The 19872-nt window shown below is 64.4% G+C and carries 18 protein-coding genes and 1 tRNA gene; 12 read left to right on the plus strand and 7 right to left on the minus strand.

Translation table 11 applies throughout. The annotated features are described in order from the left end of the window. Positions 1 to 48 precede the first annotated feature (48 nt). From BSP_RS15995 to BSP_RS16550, 3 genes are read left to right on the plus strand one after another with little or no spacing between them, the layout of a single operon-like run. Positions 49 to 981 (plus strand): ABC transporter ATP-binding protein, encoded by a 933-nt coding sequence (locus BSP_RS15995; protein WP_054766686.1) that lies wholly within the window; start codon positions 49 to 51, stop codon positions 979 to 981. Continuing rightward, entirely contained in the window at positions 981 to 1748 is a 768-nt protein-coding gene (locus tag BSP_RS16000; protein WP_054766687.1) for an ABC transporter permease, read from the plus strand. Before BSP_RS15995 ends, BSP_RS16000 begins: the two co-directional genes overlap by 1 nt. A gap of 54 nt (positions 1749 to 1802) precedes the next feature. Continuing rightward, positions 1803 to 2873 (plus strand): hypothetical protein, encoded by a 1071-nt coding sequence (locus BSP_RS16550; protein WP_152950988.1) that lies wholly within the window; start codon positions 1803 to 1805, stop codon positions 2871 to 2873. A 50-nt stretch (positions 2874 to 2923) separates the two neighbouring features. On the opposite strand, the gene BSP_RS16010 is transcribed toward BSP_RS16550, so the two are convergent. The 3 genes from BSP_RS16010 to tsaD are packed head-to-tail and all read right to left on the minus strand — an operon-like array spanning position 2924 to position 5518. Continuing rightward, a complete protein-coding gene (locus BSP_RS16010) occupies positions 2924 to 3298 on the minus strand; it encodes a Rieske 2Fe-2S domain-containing protein (protein WP_054766689.1) in 375 nt (124 codons plus the stop codon). Beyond that, on the minus strand, positions 3291 to 4289 hold the full coding sequence (locus BSP_RS16015) for an NAD(P)H-dependent glycerol-3-phosphate dehydrogenase (RefSeq protein ID WP_152951184.1): 999 nt from the start codon (positions 4287 to 4289) through the stop codon (positions 3291 to 3293). The genes BSP_RS16010 and BSP_RS16015 overlap by 8 nt, the downstream gene beginning before the upstream one ends. A 26-nt stretch (positions 4290 to 4315) precedes the next feature. Beyond that, positions 4316 to 5518 carry a tRNA (adenosine(37)-N6)-threonylcarbamoyltransferase complex transferase subunit TsaD gene (tsaD, locus tag BSP_RS16020; protein WP_227975993.1) on the minus strand — a complete coding sequence of 401 codons (1203 nt, stop codon included), beginning with the start codon at positions 5516 to 5518 and terminating at the stop codon, positions 4316 to 4318. Here tsaD and hemC point away from each other — a divergent pair. From hemC to BSP_RS16065, 9 genes are all read left to right on the plus strand, one after another. Further along, positions 5517 to 6482 carry a hydroxymethylbilane synthase gene (gene hemC / locus BSP_RS16025; protein ID WP_152950989.1) on the plus strand — a complete coding sequence of 322 codons (966 nt, stop codon included), beginning with the start codon at positions 5517 to 5519 and terminating at the stop codon, positions 6480 to 6482. The two genes, tsaD and hemC, sit on opposite strands and share 2 nt — an antisense overlap. After that, positions 6479 to 7213, plus strand: a complete 735-nt coding sequence (locus tag BSP_RS16030; protein ID WP_152950990.1) for a uroporphyrinogen-III synthase — start codon at positions 6479 to 6481, stop codon at positions 7211 to 7213. Before hemC ends, BSP_RS16030 begins: the two co-directional genes overlap by 4 nt. Before the next feature lie 41 nt (positions 7214 to 7254). Then, positions 7255 to 7330, plus strand: a tRNA-Thr gene (locus BSP_RS16035). 285 nt (positions 7331 to 7615) lie between these two features. Continuing rightward, positions 7616 to 13711, plus strand: a complete 6096-nt coding sequence (locus BSP_RS16040) for a DUF3320 domain-containing protein (RefSeq protein ID WP_194166984.1) — start codon at positions 7616 to 7618, stop codon at positions 13709 to 13711. Between the two features lie 42 nt (positions 13712 to 13753). After that, on the plus strand, positions 13754 to 14227 hold the full coding sequence (locus BSP_RS16045) for a hypothetical protein (protein WP_152950991.1): 474 nt from the start codon (positions 13754 to 13756) through the stop codon (positions 14225 to 14227). Between the two features lie 61 nt (positions 14228 to 14288). Then, positions 14289 to 15475 (plus strand): IS3 family transposase gene (locus tag BSP_RS16050; protein ID WP_152948930.1). Its coding sequence is split into 2 segments (ribosomal slippage): positions 14289 to 14550 and positions 14550 to 15475, totalling 1188 coding nucleotides; the frame shifts between segments, so codons are not numbered across the junction. A gap of 64 nt (positions 15476 to 15539) precedes the next feature. Next, positions 15540 to 16451: a pentapeptide repeat-containing protein gene (locus BSP_RS16055; protein ID WP_152950992.1), complete on the plus strand. Its 912-nt coding sequence runs from the start codon at positions 15540 to 15542 to the stop codon at positions 16449 to 16451. After that, positions 16448 to 17137, plus strand: a complete 690-nt coding sequence (locus BSP_RS16060) for a nucleotidyltransferase domain-containing protein (RefSeq protein ID WP_152950993.1) — start codon at positions 16448 to 16450, stop codon at positions 17135 to 17137. Before BSP_RS16055 ends, BSP_RS16060 begins: the two co-directional genes overlap by 4 nt. Before the next feature lie 665 nt (positions 17138 to 17802). Next, positions 17803 to 18156, plus strand: a complete 354-nt coding sequence (locus BSP_RS16065) for a helix-turn-helix domain-containing protein (RefSeq protein WP_152950994.1) — start codon at positions 17803 to 17805, stop codon at positions 18154 to 18156. Positions 18157 to 18158: 2 nt separating this feature from the next. Here BSP_RS16065 and BSP_RS16070 read toward each other — a convergent pair whose 3' ends face one another. The 4 genes from BSP_RS16070 to BSP_RS16085 are packed head-to-tail and all read right to left on the minus strand — an operon-like array spanning position 18159 to position 19802. Beyond that, the gene (locus tag BSP_RS16070) at positions 18159 to 18515 is read right to left on the minus strand and encodes a hypothetical protein (RefSeq protein WP_227975994.1); all 357 of its coding nucleotides are present in this window, start codon (positions 18513 to 18515) and stop codon (positions 18159 to 18161) included. A 16-nt stretch (positions 18516 to 18531) separates the two neighbouring features. Next, positions 18532 to 18981, minus strand: a complete 450-nt coding sequence (locus BSP_RS16075) for a hypothetical protein (RefSeq protein ID WP_224764399.1) — start codon at positions 18979 to 18981, stop codon at positions 18532 to 18534. Positions 18982 to 18993: 12 nt separating this feature from the next. Then, entirely contained in the window at positions 18994 to 19326 is a 333-nt protein-coding gene (locus BSP_RS16080; RefSeq protein ID WP_152950995.1) for a hypothetical protein, read from the minus strand. Positions 19327 to 19355: 29 nt separating this feature from the next. Next, positions 19356 to 19802, minus strand: a complete 447-nt coding sequence (locus BSP_RS16085; RefSeq protein ID WP_152950996.1) for a helix-turn-helix transcriptional regulator — start codon at positions 19800 to 19802, stop codon at positions 19356 to 19358. Positions 19803 to 19872: the final 70 nt, after the last annotated feature.

Below are 19872 nucleotides of genomic sequence, written 5' to 3' on the forward strand. Positions count from 1 at the left end.
CCGCCACCACCACGCCAGGCGCCATTCGCCGCAGGAACGGGAGCGCCCATGCCGGTTATCGAGATCCAAGGTCTGACCAAGACCTATCCGTCGGGTCTTCAGGCCCTGAAGCGGGTCGATCTGACCATAGACAGGGGCGAGATCTTCGCCCTGTTGGGGCCGAACGGGGCCGGCAAGACCACCCTGATCTCGATCATCTGCGGCATCGTCAACGCCACCACGGGGACTGTGGTGGCCGACGGCCACGACATCCGCAAGGATTTCCGCGCCGCTCGGATGAAGATCGGCCTGGTGCCGCAGGAGCTGACCACCGACGCCTTCGAGACGGTGCTGGCCACCGTCACCTTCAGCCGGGGCCTGTTCGGCAAGCCGGGGAACCCCGCCCTGGTCGAACAGATTCTGAAGGACCTGTCGCTGTGGGACAAGCGCGACGCCAAGATCATGACCCTGTCGGGCGGGATGAAGCGGCGGGTGATGATCGCCAAGGCCCTGAGCCACGAGCCGGACATCCTGTTCCTGGACGAGCCGACCGCCGGGGTCGACGTCGAACTGCGCCGCGACATGTGGGCCATGGTCCGCAAGCTGCGCGAGCGCGGCGTCACCATCATCCTGACCACCCACTATATCGAAGAGGCCGAGGAGATGGCCGACCGGGTGGGGGTGATCCTGAAGGGCGAGCTGATCCTAGTCGAGGAGAAGACCGCCCTGATGAAGAAGCTGGGCAAGAAGACCCTGACCCTGAACCTGGTCGAGCCCCTGACCGCCCTGCCCGCCGACCTGTCGGACTGGGACCTGAGGCTGAGCCCGGACGGGGGCGAGCTGGAATACAGTTTCGACGCCAACGCCGAAGACACCGGCGTGCCCGCCCTGATCCGCCGGCTGGACCGGCTGGAGATCGGCTTCAAAGACCTGAACACCCGCCAGAGCTCGCTGGAAGACATCTTTGTCAGCCTGGTCCACCGCGACGGAGAGGCCGCCTGATGTCTTTCAACGGATACGGCGTCTGGGCCATCTATCGGTTCGAAATGGCGCGGGCGCTTCGCACCCTGTGGCAGAGCGTGGTCACCCCGGTGATCACCACCGCCCTCTATTTCGTCGTCTTCGGCGGCGCCATCGGCGGTCGGATGCAGGCGGTGGACGGGGTGGCCTACGGCGCCTTCATCGTGCCGGGCCTGATCATGCTGAGCCTGTTCACCCAGTCGATCTTCAACGCCTCCTTCGGCATCTACTTCCCGAAATTCACCGGCACCATCTATGAGATCCTGTCCGCGCCGGTGTCGTCGCTGGAGGTGGTGATCGCCTATGTCGGGGCGGCGGCGACCAAGTCGGCGGTGCTGGGGCTGATCATCCTGGCGACGGCGGCCCTTTTCGTGCCGCTTCAGGTGCTGCACCCGGTGATGATGCTGGCCATGCTGGTGCTGATTTCGGTGACCTTCAGCCTGTTCGGCTTCATCATCGGCATCTGGGCCGGTAGTTTCGAACAGCTGAACTTCATCCCCATGCTGATCGTCACGCCCCTGACCTTCCTGGGCGGCTCCTTCTATTCGATCGACATGCTGCCCGAGGGCTGGCGGACCGTGGCCCTGTTCAATCCGGTGGTCTATCTGATCTCAGGGTTTCGCTGGACCTTCTACGGCGCGGGCGACGTGGCGATCGGGATCAGCGTGGCCGCGACCCTGGGCTTTTTCGCCCTGTGCCTTGGGGTGGTCATGTGGATGTTCAAGACCGGCTATCGGCTGAAGGCCTAGACTTCCAAGTCCAGGCGTCACGAAACCGGCCAGATCGCCAGCGATTAGAGCAACATGTCCGACGATAAGAAGACCGTTTCCGATCCAGCGCCCCAGCCGTCCCCTGGCGAACCCTTCGTCCGCAAGGCGGTCACCTGGGGTCGGATGCCTGTGACGACCTTTCACGTCGGCCCGGTGCCCGTCGCGCCCAATCCGCTGGACCGGATTCCGGATCGGCCGCCGCTGAAGACGCCGTTGACCACTGCGCCCCAGGGGCGGGCGCAAGGTCGGCAAGGTCAGGCGTCCAGCCTGCTTCAGGGCGGCCTGCAGCCGCAGCGCCCCGCGCCCGCGCCGCGTCCGAGAGCCGGCGCGAGCATTCTGGCCGGTTCGTTGATCCCTCAGGCCCGTCCCGCCCCGGCTGCGCCCCCGACGCCCGCCCCGACGCCCGCCCCGGCGGATTCGACGCTTCGCCCGCTGCCCGCCGCGCCCCCGCCTCTTCCGGAGCCTGCGCCGTCCGCTCTGGAAAGGCCGCCTGCCCAGGCGACGCGGCCCGAGACGGACGCCGCCGCCCCCCCTGTCGACGCTCCTGTCGACGCCGCCCAGATTCCCGAGATCACGCCGACCACTCCCGTTGCACGTCGAGCAGAGAAGGCGCCGTCGCGTCTGCCGCTCTATGTCGGGGCTGGACTGGTCGTCGCCGCCTTGCTGGGCGGCGGACTGTGGTTCGCCCTGCGTCCCGCCCCCGCCCCTGCTCCCGCCGCCCCGCCGACAGTCCCGGCCGCCGCAGCGCCCATCCAGGCTGAAACCGCTCCGGCGCCCTCGGCGGCGGTGGTCGAGGCGGAAGCGCCCGCTGCCGAACCGGCGCCTGAGCCCGCTTCCACATCAGCGCCCGCGCCGGCCGAGACCACGCGGACACCCCCCGCGCCGGCCGCTCGCCCGACGACGCCTCCAGCCGCGACCGCGTCCCGCCCGACCCAGAGCCAGACCCAGACGCCCGCGACGACTCCGGCGCACAGCCAAACGGCGCCGGCCGTCCAACCCCCGGCGGTAGTCATCGTGCCGCAGACGCCGCCCCCGACCGCCGCGCGCCCCACCCAGACCGATCCCGACGCCCCGATCGTCACCCGGCCCCAGCCGCTCGACTGAGATTTCGATCTCGTCTCCTCTCCAGTTCGCGGGGAGGAGACGACGGCGGCTCACGCCGTGCGGATGATCCCGCCGCTCGCCGCCACCGGCCAGGGCGTCAGCCGCCCGCCGGCGCAGGGGCCGCCGCGGCATTCGCCGGTCAGGGGCTCGAACACCGCCCCGTGCCAGCCGCACAGGATCAGGCCGCCGTCGGGCGTCAGATAGCGATCCAGTTCGACCGCGATGGGAAAGCCTGCGTGGGGGCAGCGATCGACCCAGCCTGCGACGACCCCGTCCTTTCGCACCACGAAGCCGTGGAAGAAGGCCTCGCCGATCTGAAGCACGAAGCCGCGCGCCCCGGGATCGGCGATGTCGCCCTCGGCGCACAGGGCGACGCCGGGCGGCGTCTTCCAGACCCGTTTGCGTTCGGTCTCGCCTTCAGACACGCTCGGCCTTCAGCGGGCGCGCCAACAGGCCGTCGATCAGGCCGTCCACGGTGATCTCGCCGGCCAAGAGGGCCGCGATGCCCTCGGCGATCGGCGTCTCCACCCCCAAGCGGGCGGCCAGGGCGCGCACGGCCGGGGCGCTCTCATAGCCTTCCGCCACCGACCGCTTGCCCGCCAGGGCCTGTTCCACCGTCTGGCCCTGTCCCAGGGCCAGGCCCAGGCTCATGTTGCGCGACTGAGGGCTGGAGCAGGTCAGGACCAGATCGCCCAGGCCGCACAGGCCCGCCACCGTCTCGGCCTGGCCGCCCATGGCGACGGCGAGCCGGGTCATTTCCGCAAAGCCGCGCGTGATCAGGGCGGCGTGGGCGCTGCGCCCCAGCTGACGCCCCTCGGAGACGCCGCAGGCGATGGCCAGGACGTTCTTCAGCGCCCCGCCCGCCTCGGCCCCGATCAGGTCGGTGGCCAGATAGGGCCTGAAGCCCGGCGCCGACAGGGTGTTCAGCAGGGCTTGGCCCAGGACGGGATCGGCGCAGGCCAGGGTGACGGCGGTGGGCAGGCCGCGCGCCACCTCTCCCGCGAAACTGGGGCCGGACAGGACGGCGGCCGGGGCGTCAGGCAGGGTCTCGGCCAGAACCTCGGTCATCAGCTTCATCGTGCCCCGCTCGACCCCCTTGGAGCAGAGCACCACCGGCACGCCGGCGCGGTGATGGGGCGCAAAGGCGGTCAGGGTCGCGCGCATATGCTGGGCCGGCGGCACGGCCAGGATCAGGTCGCAATCGCCCAAGTCAGCCAGATCAGCGGTGAATTTGAGCCCCTCAGCCAAGGGCACGCCCGGCAGATACAGGTCGTTGGCGCGCGTCGTTCTCAAGGTCTCGACCAGCTGGGGCTCACGCGCCTGAAGCGTCGTCTCCAGTCCGGCGCGGACGCAGACCTGGGCCAGGGCCGTGCCCCAGGCGCCGGCGCCGATGACCCCTGCGGTGCGGAATTCCATGCGCCCTCCCAAGGCGGTCTCGTTCGTCATGCCTTTGCGCCCTTGCGGCCGGGCTTGTGCGAAGGATCGGCCAGGGCGCGCGCTTCGTCCAGCGGCCATCGCGGTCGGGCGACCACGTCTATGTCGCTGGTCAGCCCGAGCGCCAGCCGTTCGGCCCCCGCCAGGGCGATCATGGCCGCATTGTCGGTGCAATAGGCCATCGGCGGCGCCAGGAAGTCGAAACCGCGTTTCGCCGCCGTCGCCTGCAAGGTCGCACGAATGGTCTTGTTGGCGGCCACGCCGCCCGCGACGACAAAGAGGCGATGATCGTGGGTCTCGGCATAGGCGGCCAGGGCCCGCTCGGACCGGTCGGCCAGCTGCCGGGCGATGGCGGTCTGGACCGCGTCGGCCAGATCGGCCTTGTCCTGGTCGGTTTCGCAGGTCTGGGCGATGCGGAAGGCGGCCGTCTTCAGACCCGAGAAGGAGAAGTCGCAGTCCTTGCGTCCCAAGAGGGCGCGCGGCAGGTCGATCTTCGATCCGTCGCCCTGCTGCGCCAACCGTTCCAGCGCCGGCCCGCCCGGATAGCCCAGGCCCAGGGCCTTGGCGATCTTGTCGAAGGCTTCGCCCGCCGCATCGTCTATGGTGGCGCCGATCCGGCTCATGTCGCCGACGCCCCGCACCTCCAGAATTTGGCAATGACCGCCTGAGACCAATAGCAGCAGGAAGGGATAGGCGACCTCCTGCCCCAGACGGGCCGAGACCGCGTGGCCTTCGAGATGGTTGACCGCCACCAGGGGCAGACCGCGCGCCAGGGCCGCCGCCTTGCCGAAGCTGAGGCCCACCATGACGCCGCCGACCAGACCCGGTCCGGCCGTCGCGGCGATGCCGTCCAGACCGTCATAGCCCAGGCCGGACTCGGCCATGGCGCGGCGCGTGACCTCGGCGATCATCTCCACATGGCTGCGCGCGGCGATTTCGGGGACGACGCCGCCATAGGCCGCGTGATCGTCGATCTGGCTGTGAACGACCGAGGACAGCACCTCGGCCCGGCCGCCCTGCTCCGATGGGTGCAGGCGCACCACCGAGGCGGCGGTTTCGTCGCAGCTGGTCTCCAGACCCAGCACCGTCAGGGCTTTACCGGAACGAGGGGGGACATCCCGTCCAGTTGCCGCTGCGGCGCCGCTGCTATAGTCGGCGGAACTCTCCATCGGATCGAGGTAGCGATCCGGCGTCCGGTAAGCAACGCTCATGACCCTTCCCCTCCGCATCGGCACCCGGCGCTCCAAACTGGCCCTGGCCCAGTCGGGCATGATGCAGCGCGCCATCGGCCGGGCACTGGGCATAGCCGAGGCCGAGATCGAAACGGCCGTGCCCCTGGTCGAGATCGTCACCACCGGCGACCGCGTCCAGGACCGCCGCCTGATGGAGCTGGGCGGCAAGGCCCTGTTCACCAAGGAGATCGAGGAAGCCCTGCTGGACGGCCGGATCGACATCGCCATCCATTCGATGAAGGACGTCCCGGCCGAACAGCCCGAGGGCCTGTGCATCGCCGCCATCCCGGAACGCGAGGACGCGCGCGACGCCTTCATCAGCCGCGACTTCGACAGTTTCGACGCCCTGCCCTTCGGCGCCCGTCTGGGCACCGCCAGCCTGCGCCGTCAGGCGCAGGCCCTGGCCCTGCGCCCCGACCTGAAGGTCGAGATGCTGCGGGGCAATATCGACACCCGGCTGCGCCGCGCCGCCGAGGGGGATTTCGACGCCATTCTGCTGGCGGTTTCCGGCATGACCCGGCTGGGGGTGACCGAACACATCCGCGAGAAGCTGTCGCTGGACGCCTTCCTGCCCGCGCCGGGCCAGGGCGCCCTGGCCATCCAGACCCGCGCCAAGGATATCGACGCCCCCATGAACGCCCGTTGGGTCGCCGCCCTGAACCACGCCCCGACCGCCGTCGCTGTTGCGGCCGAACGGGGCGCCATGACGGCGCTGGAAGGGTCTTGCCGGACGGCGGTGGGCGCCTACGCCCTGATCGACGGCGACACCCTGCGGCTGACCACGGAAATGCTCAGCCCCGACGGCTCGGCCCGCTGGCGCCGCGCCGGCGAACTGTTCAAGCCGACCGAGGCCGACGCCCGCGCCCTGGGCGAAAAGCTGGGGGCCGAGGTCCACGCCTTCGCCGGCGACCAGGAGGTCGACCCCGCGAGCCTGGACGGATGACCGTCTCCCCCAGCCCGGCCCCGGCCAAGCCTCGCGTCTGGATCACCCGGGCCGAGCCGGGGGCGTCGCGCACCGCCGCCCGCCTGCGCGACATGGGATGCGAGCCCCTGATCCAGCCGCTGCTGGCGGTGGAGCCCCTGGCCCCGCCCCTGCCCGATCTGGATCGTTTCGCCGCCCTGGCCTTCACCAGCGCCAACGGGGTCGCCGCCTTCGCCGCCCTGACGCCGCGCCGCGACCGACCGGTCTTCGCCGTCGGCGAGGCCACGGCCGGGGCTGCGCGCGAGGCCGGATTTGTCGCCGTGCGCTCCGCCGACGGCGACCTGACCGATCTCGCCCGATTGATCGCCGCCGAATTAAGCCAGGCCGTCCTGCTGGCGCCCCTGGCGGAAACCCCGGCGGGGGATTTAGCCGCCGCGCTCCACGCCGCACAGGCCCGCGACGTGGCGGTCCAGGCCCTGGCCGTCTATCGAACGGCCTGGGTGGTTCAGGTCGATCCGCCCCCTTTCGACGCGGTCCTGATCCATTCCCCGCGCGCCGCGCAGGCCCTGGCGTCCTGGGCGGCCGCCTCGCCGACCCGCCTGGCCCAGGCGGTCTGCGCCTGCATCTCCGCCGCCGCAGCCGCGCCCCTGACCCCGCTCGGCTTGACACCGGCGGTGTCAGAACAGCCGAACGAAACGACATTGTTGAAGACCTTGAAAGCGGCGCTTGGCAAGCGCGACGCGCCCGTATAAAGAGCGCGTCTCGCACGGGCCGTTTCCGCCCGCGCGACCGGGCCGCTTTAGCTCAGCCGGTAGAGCACCTCATTCGTAATGAGGGGGTCGCGTGTTCGAGTCACGCAAGCGGCACCACCTTTCCAGAGCACCACTAGCTTTGACGCCCGGCCGGATCAGCCGGAAGGCGCTTCCGCTTGGGAGTTGCGTGGGTATGCGGTGGGAAGGGCTTCGGGCCGCTTGCGCTCAGCGTGATGTCTACCGGCTCAAGTTTGCCTGAAAGAGCAAAACGAGGATCAACCAGACGCTGAGCGCGAACAGTCATCACTAGCGATCAGCAGCGAGTGCCCGATTGTTTAAGTAGAAATTTTCTAGACGAAACGACGATACCTCGTGCAAAGGTTGCGCAGGGAGAGGCGTGAAATGTCCAATGAAGATGTCGCCGCACCGGCCGCTGAGCCGGTGTCGGTATTCCAGAGCGACCTGCCGATTGAGGCCAAGCTCGAAAGAGCGAGAACTGAGCTGCTGGACCTATCGGCCCGCAACCGCCTGCTTAGCATTCCCAGGTCGGCGAAGAGCGCCAAGACCCTAGAGATCGCCGATGAGCGAGGCCAAGAGGTGTTTCGCCTTTTGGTTAAGGAAGGCAAGGCATTCACCTTCCTCGCAGGTCGCGGCGAGGTGCTGGAAGGGGAGGATGGTGAAGACGAGATCGCAGAACTCGCTCAACCCGAAGATGACGGCATTGACGCGCGGGGCGTCGCAAATCGTCACGCGGACACTAAGCTCCAAACGCGGCTAACCGCTGCGGGCCTGCAAAAGAAACTGCTCGACCTCTACTACGATGCTCGGACTCTCGAGGAGGAGCAGGGGGTCAACATCCTGTTTCTCGCGGTCGGCACGCTCAAGTGGGTTGATCCGAAAGATGCGGCGCTGATCCGGTTCGCGCCGCTCATTCTGGTTCCCGTCGAGTTGGAACGAGGCAACGCAGCCGAGAAGTTCAAGCTACGAGCACGCCAAGAAGACGTCGCAGCCAATCTTTCGCTCGAAGCATATCTCGATCGAGTCCACGGCCTGAAACTTCCGACTTTCGAAGCCGGAGAGGACTTTGATCCGTCCGCTTACGCAGCAGCCGTCTCGGAAGCCATCGCCGCAAAACCTGGATGGTCCGTGGACCTAGACGATCTGGTTCTCGGCTTCTTCTCGTTCGCCAAGTTCCTAATGTACCGCGACCTGGACCCGAACACTTGGCCGCCAAACGGCAAACTGTCGGATCACAACCTGTTAAAGCCGCTAATGACGGAGGGCTTTCCCGCCGGTGAAGCGCTGATTCCGGAAGATGTTTCAGTCGATGCGCACATTGCCCCATCCCAGATGGTGCACATCGTTGACAGTGACAGCTCACAAACGCTGGCGATCGAGGAAGTACGCCGGGGGCGGGACTTGGTCATCCAGGGACCACCCGGAACCGGCAAGTCACAAACAATTGCCAACGTGATCGCCGCAGCCGTCGCAGACGGCAAGACGGTGCTCTTCGTGGCCGAAAAGATGGCTGCGTTGGAGGTAGTTAAGCGTCGGCTCGACACGACAGGCGTAGGCGACGCCTGTCTCGAACTCCACAGCAACAAAGCGAACAAGCGAGCCGTTCTCGAAGAGCTTCGCCGAACTTGGGAGCTTGGCGCGCCTCGGACGGACAACCTCGCGGTTCTGAACGCTCGTTTGACCGACGCCCGCGACGAACTGAATGCTCACGCGGATCGTCTCCATCGCCCCGCTGGAGCGGCTGAGTACACACCCTATGAGGTCGTAGGCCATCTGGTGCGGCTTCGTCAGGAAGGCGTCAAACCAGCCTATTTGAAGCTCAACACACCGGAGGACTGGTCACGGGAGGACTTTGAAAAGCGCTCTCGCCTCGTAACCGAACTCGCCGAAAGAGTGCTCGAGCTGGGAGTTCCCGGCCAACATCTCTGGCGCGGAATTGAGCGTGATCGTGCGCTTCCACCGGAAATCGCAAGGATTGAGGCAAGGCTGGCGGAGCTGTTTCTGCAGCTGGGCGACATGCGCGCTAGTCAGGGTGAGTTGCTAAAGCTTCTCGATCGAAATGAAGCTATGGCCTTGGCAGATTTGGAGGCAGTGCGTGACCTCGGGATTCGCGTCGCTTCAGCTCCGGAGCTTGACCCCCTGCCGTTCAGCGCAACCGTCTGGGAGCAGCCCGCGAATGTGCGGGCTCTAGTAAGCGCGGGTGCTGAACTAGATTCGCTGCGAGCCTTGTTGGACTTGAAGTTCAACCAGTCGGCTTGGGACGCCGATGTCACGTCAATCCTGGACACCCTTGCCGCGCTCGCCGATAGCACGCCTATCACCTCCTTTGTTCTCGCGCGCTCGGTCGCCGAACGGACTCCGGAGATCGCCGAGGTCGCGGCGCGTCTAGCCAAGGCGATCGGCCGACAGGAGACGCCGAATACGCTCGCCGAACTCGAGAAGCTGGCTCGGATAGGCGAGAGAGTTTCCCATGCTCCCGAAGCCGATCCGGCTGCCTTCGCACAGGACCTCTGGGACAATGGAGTAGAGCGTGCCGCCGACTTGGCGAACGCAGTGAAGTCACTCGAAGACGCGCGCAGTGAGATTGGAAACGCGCTAAGTGATTCTGCATGGAACACTGACCTCTCCGATGCACGTCGCAACCTCGCAGCACATGGCAGCTCGGTTTTCAGAATCTTTAACGGCGATTGGCGCTCTGCGAACCAGTTGGTCCGGTCCTATCTCTCGGACCCGAAGGCCCCTCTCCAGCGGCGCTTGAACTGGTTGGATGCACTTGCTCGCGGGCAGGCTGCTCAGAAGCTAATCCAATCGGAAGATGCTTTCGGGCGCTCCGCGTTTGGAAGCGACTGGCGCGGTGAACGATCGTCCTCAGCGCCTCTGACGGCGATGGTCGAATGGATGCGCAGCCTCAAAGGATTGGGCGCTGAACCCCGCATCGCGATTGGTCGTCGGCCAGACCGACTACGGGTGGGAGACCTTGCAGCTAACCTTTCTTCCTTGCTTCAGGCCACACGAAGTGAGGTCGCGGATCTGTGGGATGATCTAGGAGATCGGCGCACGGTCATGTTTGGTGACGCGTCGCATGCAGATGACGCCGCGCTGTCAGCGGTGTCAGAAGCATCTGCGCGATTGGCGAAGGCCGACACAGAATACCGCGATCTCTCGATCAACGGTGACAGGTCGATAGTCGAACGTCGAGACGACCTGTCCGCGCTCGTGCGAGGGCAGGCCTCAAGGGCAGAGCTTAAGGCTCAAGAGCTTTTAGGGCGTGAGGCGTTTGGTGGACGCTGGAATGGCGAGGTCTCAGACTGGGGCGCGCTGTCTGACATCTCCACCTGGATCGAGGGCAACGGGGATATCCGTATTCTGGCAGCAGGCATATCGGATCGACCAACGCTCCCCGGTCGGTGTGATGATCTGATCAGCCTACGGGCAACGTGGTCCAATGCCTTCGGCAATCTACTCTCGGACCTTGAAGCGGATTCGGGAGCTGCTCTGACCGCAGAAAACGTCCTTACACTGCCGACATCTGATGTCTCCGACCGCCTTGCGGCGTGGCGAGATGGCGGCGAGGCGCTGACCTCTTGGGTGGCGTATCGAGCTCGCGCACATGAGGGGCGGGCGCTCGGTCTGGGCGACCTTGTCGATCGGCTTCACACAGGGGAACTTGCGCCCGTTTGCGCCCTGCCCGACTTCGAACAGGCCTTTTTCGAATCTGTATTCGAAGGACAGGTGGCGGCTGAGCCGGCACTAGCGACGTTTGATGGCGAACTTCACGGACGTAAGGTCCGAGAATTCATCGACTTGGATCACCAAAGGATCCGAGCCGCCGCAATGCAGGTTGCGCTCGATCACCATCGTCGCGTTCCTCCCAAGACTGGCGGTGCAGTGGGACCGCTTGGAATCCTCAAAGGTGAAATGGCACGCAAACGCGGCCACATGCCTATCCGTCAACTGATGCAGAAGGCGGCACAGCCAATCCAGGCGCTCAAGCCCGTCTTCATGATGAGCCCCCTCTCGGTAGCCCAGTTCCTCCCGCCCGGCGCTCTGACATTTGATCTGTTGGTCATGGACGAGGCTAGCCAGATTCAGCCGGTCGATGCGCTTGGTGCGATTGCGAGATGCAAACAGGTCGTCGTGGTGGGCGACCCTCAACAGCTGCCGCCGACCGCCTTCTTCGCCAAGATGACAGGTCAGACGGATGCGGACGACGACGATGGATCAGCTCCTGTGGCTGATATCGAGAGCATCTTGGGGCTGTTCACTGCGCGGGGGCTGCCGACAAGGATGCTGCGTTGGCATTACCGCAGCCGACATCAATCCTTGATCGCGGTTTCCAACCGTCAGTTCTACGAGAACAAGCTCGTCATCATTCCCAGCCCTTACACCGCACAATCGGGATTGGGGCTCCGCTTCCATCATATCAAGGATGGCGTTTTTGAAACCGGCACGACCCGGACCAATCCGGTGGAGGCCAAGGTCGTCGCAGCCGCCATTATCCATCATGCGAAAACGTCGCCCAATCAGTCGCTCGGCGTAGTCGCCTTTTCCTCCGCTCAGCGGAAAGCGATCATGGAGCAGTTGGAAGTGCTCCGTCGCCAACTGACGCAGGAAGATGAGGCCTTCTTCCAAGCGCACCCGTCTGAGCCATTCTTCGTCAAAAATCTGGAGAATGTGCAGGGCGACGAGCGCGACGTAATCTTTATCTCGATCGGCTACGGTCCAACGACCCCAGGTGGCAGACCGCCCATGCGTTTCGGCCCGGTGGGACAGGAAGGGGGCGAACGACGACTGAACGTGCTGATCAGTCGCGCGAAGCGTCGATGCGAGGTCTTTAGTTCAATGACGGACGAAGACATCGATCCAGACTTCGCTTCGTCGCGAAAGGGCGTCTTTGCGCTCAAACTGTTCATGCACTTCGCACGGACAGGGCGGATGTCTCTGGCAGAATCTGTCGGACGCGACACCGAAGGCGTGTTCGAAGAGCAGATAGCGACCGCCCTGCACAAACGCGGATACCAAGTTCACCGTGACGTTGGCGTTTCAGGATTGTTCATCGACATCGCAGTCGCCGATCCCGACCAACCTGATCGATATCTACTCGCGATCGAATGTGACGGGCCGTCCTACAAGAACTCCCGATCAGCGCGGGACCGCGATCGTCTTCGCCGTAGCGTCCTCGAAGGCCAAGGCTGGATCGTGCATCGGATTTGGAGCGGAGATTGGTTCAAGCGCCCGCAAGAACAACTCGATCGCGTCGTCGCAGCGATCGAAGCTGCGAAGGTTGAATTGGCGCGGGCGGGGCAAGCCAAGGACCGGCTGCCGACATACGAGATCACTTCGGTCGAACGAGAAACTGTCACCGAAATGGGCGTAGCAGCCGTTGAGGAGGCCAGCGCAGTTTCAGAGCCTTACATTGAAGCGGTCCTCCAGAAGCCGGGACACCTATCGACCGAGCTTCATCAAGCCCCGACGGGGGTTCTGACTCAGCTAGCGGAACAGGTTGTAGCGCTCGAAAGCCCCGTTCATTTCGATGAGATTGTTGCCCGCATCCGTGATGCTTGGGGCGCAGCCCGCGCGGGCGGCCGGATACGCGATGCTGTTCGGCGGGCAATCGATGTGTCCATTTCGCAAGGACGCGTGCTGGAAGATGATGGTTTCTTCAGCCATCCGGGCGCCGACATCGTTGTCAGGGATCGTAGTGGAGCGGCGTCCCCGACATTGCGCAAACCGGAGATGTTCCCGCCCGCCGAGATCGAAGCCGCGTTGGTAAGCATTGTGTCCCGGAATTTTGGAGCGACGGAAGACCAAGCGGTCCAGGCCGTTGCTCGAGCATTCGGCGTGAAGTCGACTTCCGCACAGCTCAAAGACCTCATCCTGGACGTTCTCGAGGATGGACTGGAAAAAGGGGTGTTGTTGCGTCGCGACAGTCTCATTGATGCGGGCCCCAACGCTCCCAAAATCGAGAAAGCGGCTACCCAGCTTTCGGTCGAGCTTCTGATCGCCCAAGGTGAGGGCGAGCAGTTGGAGTTCAAAGAAACTCTTCGATGGGATGTGAGACAAGCCGCGCTTCACAAGCGGCTGGAAGACCAGTGCCTTAAAGCAGTTGCGGCCTTCACGAACTACAAGGGCGGAACGCTGCTTATTGGCGTAAAGGACAATGGGGAAATTCCGGGACTGGAGCCTGATTTGGCGACGTTCGGAGGAAGCCGGGACAAGTTCGACCTCCACCTGACTAACCTGATCAAAGATCGCTTTTCTGAGAGCTTCCGCGCCGGCTGCGTTTCGGTTTCCTATCCGGTGATCGATGAGAAGGTGATCTGTCGGGTTGACGTGAAGCGGTCTCGTAAGCCCGTCTACCTCGCCGTGGCCGACAGCTCAGGCACCGCTACTGATCGGCTGATCGTTAGAGCTGGAGCGTCCTCTCCGGAAATCCCACTCAGCCAAGTGGCGGCGTATGTGAGCGAACACTTCGGCTAGCGATAGGCGGCGGATCAGCGGCCAAGATTACAAGGGAACATCATGACCAAGCTGCCTTCAGTGCTTCAACGAGGTGAGCCCTCACGGCTATTTCCGGTGCTGGCCGACACCTCGAAAGAGGGGCGAACTCTCTCGATCTTTCTGGCTTGCTTGGAGAACGTCGGCGAGTTCGGTCGAGCAATGATGGCCAGCGTGGATCAGCGTGTGGGCGTTAGGGCTAAAGTCGAGACATACACAGAGGTCGGCCTCCAGAAGACTGTCGCAGGCGCGAAACACCGGCCCGATGGGCTGATTGTCGTTCACACAGGGAAAACGACATGGACGGCGCTTGTCGAAGCCAAAGTCGGTGCCGCAGAACTCACAAATGAGCAGATCGAAGCCTACCTTAACATCGCGAAGCTCAACGGCATCGATGCAGTTATAACACTTTCAAACCAGTTCTCGTCCCTGCCGACACACCACCCTTTGACCGTGAGCGGCGCGCTGACTCGGAAAGTCCAGCTGTTTCACTGGTGACGTGCCCCTGAGAATTTCCTCCACGCGGAGCTAGAGTCCGGCCCTTGAAAGGACGGACGGAATGAAACGAGCGAGATTCACGGAAGAGCAGATCATCGGGATCCTGCGGGAGAACGAGGCCGGTGCCAAAGCGGGCGAGTTGGCGCGCAAGCACGGCGTGTCGGAGGGCACGATCTACGCCTGGAAAGCCAAGTTCGGCGGGATGAGCGTGTCGGACGCCCAGCGCCTGCGCGCCCTGGAAGATGAGAACGGAAAGCTGAAGCGCCTGCTGGCCGACGCCATGCTCGACAAGGCGGCGCTGAACGATCTGCTCTCAAAAAAGTGGTAGGGCCCGCGGCGATGCGCCAAGCCGTCGCCCATGTGAAGGCGACGTTCGGCGTCAGCGAGCGGCGGGCCTGCTCCATCATCAAGGCCGACCGCAAATCGGTGCGCTATCGCTCTTGCCGCCCGCCAGACACGGCGCTGCGGGAGCGGCTGCGCGCCCTGGCTGTCGAGCGGCGACGGTTCGGCTATCGCCGGCTGTTCGTGCTGCTGCGACGTGAAGGCGAGCCTTCGGGCAAGAACCGGATCTACCGGCTCTACCGCGAGGAAGGTCTGACGGTGCGCAAGCGCCGCTCCCGTCGTCGAGCCATCGGCACGCGGGCGCCGATCCTGATCGAGGCAAGGCCGAACGCCCGCTGGTCGCTGGACTTTGTGCACGACCAGTTCGCCACGGGCCGCCGCTTCCGCATTCTCAACGTGGTCGACGACGTCACCCGCGAGTGCCTGGCGGCGATCCCCGACACCTCGATCTCGGGACGCCGCGTCGCGCGCGAGCTGACAGCGCTGATCGCTCGACGGGGCCGTCCCGCCATGATCGTCAGCGACAACGGCACGGAATTCACGTCCACGGCCATCCTGGCCTGGGCGCAGGATCATGGCGTCGACTGGCACTACATCGCGCCCGGCAAGCCGACCCAGAACGGGTTTGTGGAATCCTTCAACGGCCGGATGCGCGACGAACTGCTCAACGAGAGCCTGTTCTTTAGTCTGGATCACGCCCGCCAGAAGGTCGCTGCCTGGGCGCTGGACTACAATACCCGCCGGCCGCACTCGTCGATCGGCTACCTCACCCCGGAGGCCTTTGCCGCCAGTCTGACCGCAACAGGCCGACCCGCTGCGCAGGATGAAAGCTGCGCGGCTCGGCCTGTTGCTCACCCCACGCTACGAGGCGTAACTAACCCAAGGACTCTGGTCGCCGCTGGATGAAAACTCAGGGGCACGTCACCATAACTGGGATTTCGAGGCTGACCCCAGCCCAACGCGACGGTTCATGTCCGGCGAAACATTGGTCCAGAAGATTCACGCGGGCGAGACGCATAAGATAAAGGGCCTCACCTTTAGGGAATGCGACTTCCAAGGGCGGTTTCATGTAACGTCCATTTTGATATTCGACAGCTGCCATTTCGTCGGTTGCGACTTTGCTTACTCGTCTTGGAACAGTGCTCACTTTAGGAACTGTACGTTTAACGCGAGCTCGTTGGCGCTGGCATCTTTCGAGAAATGTGAGTTTCGCGGCTGCAGATGGGAGCGCATTGGTGTCTCGGGCAACAAGACCGACCTGAAGCGCACCTTCGTTGAAAACCCGGGGCATCTAACAGCTGCGATGTTTAGCGGTCTGGACCCAGCGAAGGCCGGAGAAAGGGAGCACGCCTGTTATCAGTGGTATCGATTGGCCGGGACGCGGGCGCATGTTCTGCGTTCGATCATGCTTAGCCACGCCACGGTCGGAGATGAGCACATCTATTTCCGCACAGTTCAGCTACACGAGCTTCAGCGAAATTGGGCCAGGCTTTGCGAGGATTGGTATCAACTTCGGTTTTCTCGGAACGTCCGCAAGCTGATGGCGATCGCGCAGATACCGCTCCATGGCCTCAACCTAGCCCTGATATGGTTGCTGGGCTGGACCAACAGCTGGGGCGAGTCGGTGAGCCGCCCTAGTCTCCTGCTCGCCGCGGTCTTCGCCATTTTCGGCACCATCTACTCGTTCGTGCCATTCACCCCGGCAATCGGGCATCCATGGCAAAAGAGTTTCGACATCACTCTGTTGATAGGTTTTACAAATCACAATAGCGCCGGCCAGTGGCCTCTCACGCTAGTGCAAGATGTCCACGCCATCTTGGCCGTGACCCTATACACGGTGTTCTTCTCCACACTGATCTCCAAACTCTCACGAACTCGATGACAGGCCCCGTACTCCTTCTCTACGGCAGCCGGGCGCGCGGCGAGGCTCGAACGGATTCTGACGTAGATCTTCTGCTGGCGCTGGCCGGTAACGAGCTACGCGCACCCACCTCTACTCGGGGTGTCAGCGTACACCGCTATCCGCAGAGCTGGCTTGAGAAGAGCGCTAGAGCAGGAACGCTATTTTCCTATCACGTCGCCTTTGAAGGTTTGGCGCTGGAAGACCCCGACGACTTTCTAGGTCGCTTACGCGCGCTGTACGTAGCTAAGTCCACTTACGAGGACGAGCTAGCCCTTGGTGCCCTCGTCATGAGGCTTCTAATTGGTAAGGATTGGGGAGCTAACTTTGCCGCTCGTCGCCGATTCTTCTGGGCATTGCGGACGGTACTAATAGCCCACTCGACTCGCCTCGGAGCGCCCAAATTCGATTCCGGCATCCTTGAGAGACAGTCTGGAATCCCCGGCGTGGCCGCTCTGATTAACGATCGCGAGTTGGTCCCCTTCGAAGCGTGCCGACGGATCGGTCTGCAGGTTATCGGGACTTTAGGACCACCGGGCCTATGCGATCTGTCGGATCAAGCATTGCGTGATCACCTTATGGCGCAAGGCGGCATAGGCAGGGATTCGGTGCGCGTTCTAGAGGAAGACGAAGCCATCGCCGACATGGGGTTGCTGATCTATCTCTGAGCACGAGCCTAGACTTACCGCTCGTTGCTAGAAGAGCACCGCAGCGGCGAGTTCTATGGTGGAAGCGAAGCCGTCGCTCAGCTGGCCCCCAAGACGAGCTCTCGCAGGTATGGCGGAGGTGGCAATTTGGACTTGGTCTGAGTTAGCGCGCGTTAGCTAGGAAGCGCGTGAACCACGCGGTCGGGCCGATTTGGGATGTCCGTGGGTAGGACGGAATCCGGGCAGCCAGATTGCGCCTCAAAGCCTTGCCCCGCATGGGTTTGAAGGCCGTGCTTGAGTCGATTTCGTAATGAGGGGGTCAGGTGTTCGAGTCACCTAAGCGGCACCACTTTTCCCCAGTTGCCCCTGAGACGATCGTGCCTCGGCGAAAGCCGCGCTGAATTAGGGATGTTAGGCAGGATTTTATTAGGCCGCGGCCGTTATGGGGGGCGCCTTCAGGGACGCGGCCGTCCCACCTTGACGCGGGCCGCAGGAAGGCGCGTGATTTCGGCCTGTTGTTCAACGATGGACATTGAGTCGCGCGGCGATCGGCGGAGCCGCTTTCACCCCTGAGTAGCCTTAGACTCCCATTCTAAGTACGTACCATCCCTCTAATGCAGAGCTTTGGCTTGACGGCATGGAGGATTTCGGGCCTGACGGCCTCTAATATCGTTCCGAAGGTTGTTATGAGCGACGCAGTAGACCCCGTTGACATCGCGATCGGCGCCCGCATCCGCGCCCGCCGCGAAGAACTCCGCATCACCCAGGCCCAGTTGGCGGCCGGCGCAGGCGTGACCTTCCAGCAGATCCAGAAGTACGAGCGCGGCGTGAACCGCGTCTCGGCCGCCCGTCTGCTGCAGATCGCCGCCGTGCTGAAATCGACCGGAGCGGCCCTGCTGGGCGAACTGGACACCGCCGAAGGCGACGATCTGGTTCTGGCGCAGCCGGGCGTTGCGGAGCTGCTGTCGGCGTTCCGCGCCATCGGCGACGGCGACAAGCGCGACGCCCTGCTGGTCGTCGCCAAGGGCCTGCGCGGCTGAGATCAGAGCGGCGGCTGCAGCAGGCGGTTGACCGCCGCCCCCTGCCCCGCGCCGACGACGAAATCCGCCAGCCAGATCTGGACGGCCTCCAAGGCGCGGGCGTCCAGACTGTCCGAACGGCCGGAGTCGGCGATGTTCTGACGGACGATCTCCAAAAGACAGGCCGCCTCGGTCGCGCTGGACGGCGCGTGTTTCAAGAGGCGGGCCTCGGCCTCCACCATCGGCCCCAGGTCCAGTTCGGCCAGCAGATTGTCGTCGCTGGCGGCGACGCCAGCCGCTCCAAGGGTGTCGGCGATGCGGGCGGTCTCGAACCACGATCGAAAGAGCGGCATGAAGGCCGGGGCGGTCGAAGCGGTCACTGATACAGTTCCTTCTTTAAAGCGAAAGCGCGCGGCGTTCTTGACTAGGACGGGTTCGCGCATAGGGGGCCGCATTGGCCTCCCACACGCCGAAGATCGCCAGAAGCAGCAGTTCGAACCAGACCACCATCCGGGCCGAAACCATCGACCACATCAGGGGTTGGGACGCGCCGAGCGCGGCGAAATGGGTCGATAGGGCGATCAGTTGTGCCCCGGCCGCCAACATCAGCCACCACCGTTGATAGACGAGCGCCAACCCCGTCAGCAGGCCGAACATGCCCAGGGAGAGGCCCGCCACCGCCCAACGGAAGCTGCCGATCGTGAGGTGATCCAGGATCGGAGAGCCGAACTGGAGGGCCAGGAGGCCCGCCAGAACCAGTCGCTCCGGCGTCCGCCCCTTCCAGGCCAGCAGCGCCATGGCGCCGTAGGTCAGGGCTTCCAGCAGGATCGAGAGGGGCGAGCCCACCGGCGGGACCGATCAGGCCGCGACGGAAAGAACGGGGGTGACGGGATTGCCGGTCTTGTCTTCGCGCGTGCCGTCCAGGTTCCAGCCGATCTGATGGTCCTCGGCGACCTTGGCCAGACCGTCATGCGCCGAAATGACCGCGCCGCGCACCTGAGCCAGTTGGCTGAGGCCCTGAACCATGTCGGCGAGGACCGCCTGGCCCACTTCTGCGGCCAGATGCGCCTCGGCGCGGCCTTCCAGGGCCGTCTGGACCAATCTGCAGACCTCGATCATCGCCCTGTCCACGGCGTGTTCGGTCGTTCGGATTTGTCGCGCCACCCTGACGCCGACCTGAATATTTCTCATGGCTCGCCCTCCTGCTCAAAGCCGCTGCGTCAGCGCACCGCTTCGGGGGCGATCCGGTCGAACAGGGATGGAAGCACCATGCCCGCCGTCACGATCCCGATGGCGAGCAGAAGGGCGATGGCGGAACCCGCGACGATGATCCCCAGCCGCGCAACGACCCCACGGGGCGGAGCGGGCAGGAACCAACCGGCATCCCCGGCGGCTTCCGCATCGCCGGACTGTTCGGCCGACGCCGGGGCAACAAAGCCGTCTTCCGGCGCGCCAGAAATGAGTATCGAATGCCCTGAGTAGCCGTTACTCAGCCGGCGCGCGGCCAGCTTGCGGTCCGAAACCCCCAGCTTGCTGTAGGCCCTGTGGAGGTGGTTGCCGACCGTGCGGGGCGAAATCCCCAGATGCGCGGCGATTTCCTTGTCCTCCAGTCCCTGGCCCGCCAGCTGGACGCATTCCCTCTCTCTCGGCGACAGGTTTTCGGACATCACGCGCTCCCCCGTCTGTCATAACGGATTTCCGCGCCTCGACCAGACCAGGGTCTCGGATATAGCCAGG

Origin of the sequence: Brevundimonas sp. Bb-A, from assembly GCF_009394735.1 — a bacterium.
In the GTDB taxonomy this organism is placed as follows: domain Bacteria; phylum Pseudomonadota; class Alphaproteobacteria; order Caulobacterales; family Caulobacteraceae; genus Brevundimonas; species Brevundimonas aurantiaca.

What these genes read in the sequence shown, in the direction of transcription:
- BSP_RS15995 (WP_054766686.1), top strand. Translation starts at nt 49, where the DNA reads ATGCCGGTTATCGAGATCCAAGGTCTGACCAAGACCTATCCGTCGGGT.
- BSP_RS16000 (WP_054766687.1), top strand. Translation starts at nt 981, where the DNA reads ATGTCTTTCAACGGATACGGCGTCTGGGCCATCTATCGGTTCGAAATG.
- BSP_RS16550 (WP_152950988.1), top strand. Translation starts at nt 1,803, where the DNA reads ATGTCCGACGATAAGAAGACCGTTTCCGATCCAGCGCCCCAGCCGTCC.
- BSP_RS16015 (WP_152951184.1), bottom strand. Translation starts at nt 4,289, where the DNA reads ATGGAATTCCGCACCGCAGGGGTCATCGGCGCCGGCGCCTGGGGCACG.
- hemC (WP_152950989.1), top strand. Translation starts at nt 5,517, where the DNA reads ATGACCCTTCCCCTCCGCATCGGCACCCGGCGCTCCAAACTGGCCCTG.
- tsaD (WP_227975993.1), bottom strand. Translation starts at nt 5,518, where the DNA reads ATGAGCGTTGCTTACCGGACGCCGGATCGCTACCTCGATCCGATGGAG.
- BSP_RS16030 (WP_152950990.1), top strand. Translation starts at nt 6,479, where the DNA reads ATGACCGTCTCCCCCAGCCCGGCCCCGGCCAAGCCTCGCGTCTGGATC.
- BSP_RS16040 (WP_194166984.1), top strand. Translation starts at nt 7,616, where the DNA reads ATGTCCAATGAAGATGTCGCCGCACCGGCCGCTGAGCCGGTGTCGGTA.
- BSP_RS16045 (WP_152950991.1), top strand. Translation starts at nt 13,754, where the DNA reads ATGACCAAGCTGCCTTCAGTGCTTCAACGAGGTGAGCCCTCACGGCTA.
- BSP_RS16055 (WP_152950992.1), top strand. Translation starts at nt 15,540, where the DNA reads ATGTCCGGCGAAACATTGGTCCAGAAGATTCACGCGGGCGAGACGCAT.
- BSP_RS16060 (WP_152950993.1), top strand. Translation starts at nt 16,448, where the DNA reads ATGACAGGCCCCGTACTCCTTCTCTACGGCAGCCGGGCGCGCGGCGAG.
- BSP_RS16065 (WP_152950994.1), top strand. Translation starts at nt 17,803, where the DNA reads ATGAGCGACGCAGTAGACCCCGTTGACATCGCGATCGGCGCCCGCATC.
- BSP_RS16080 (WP_152950995.1), bottom strand. Translation starts at nt 19,326, where the DNA reads ATGAGAAATATTCAGGTCGGCGTCAGGGTGGCGCGACAAATCCGAACG.
- BSP_RS16085 (WP_152950996.1), bottom strand. Translation starts at nt 19,802, where the DNA reads ATGTCCGAAAACCTGTCGCCGAGAGAGAGGGAATGCGTCCAGCTGGCG.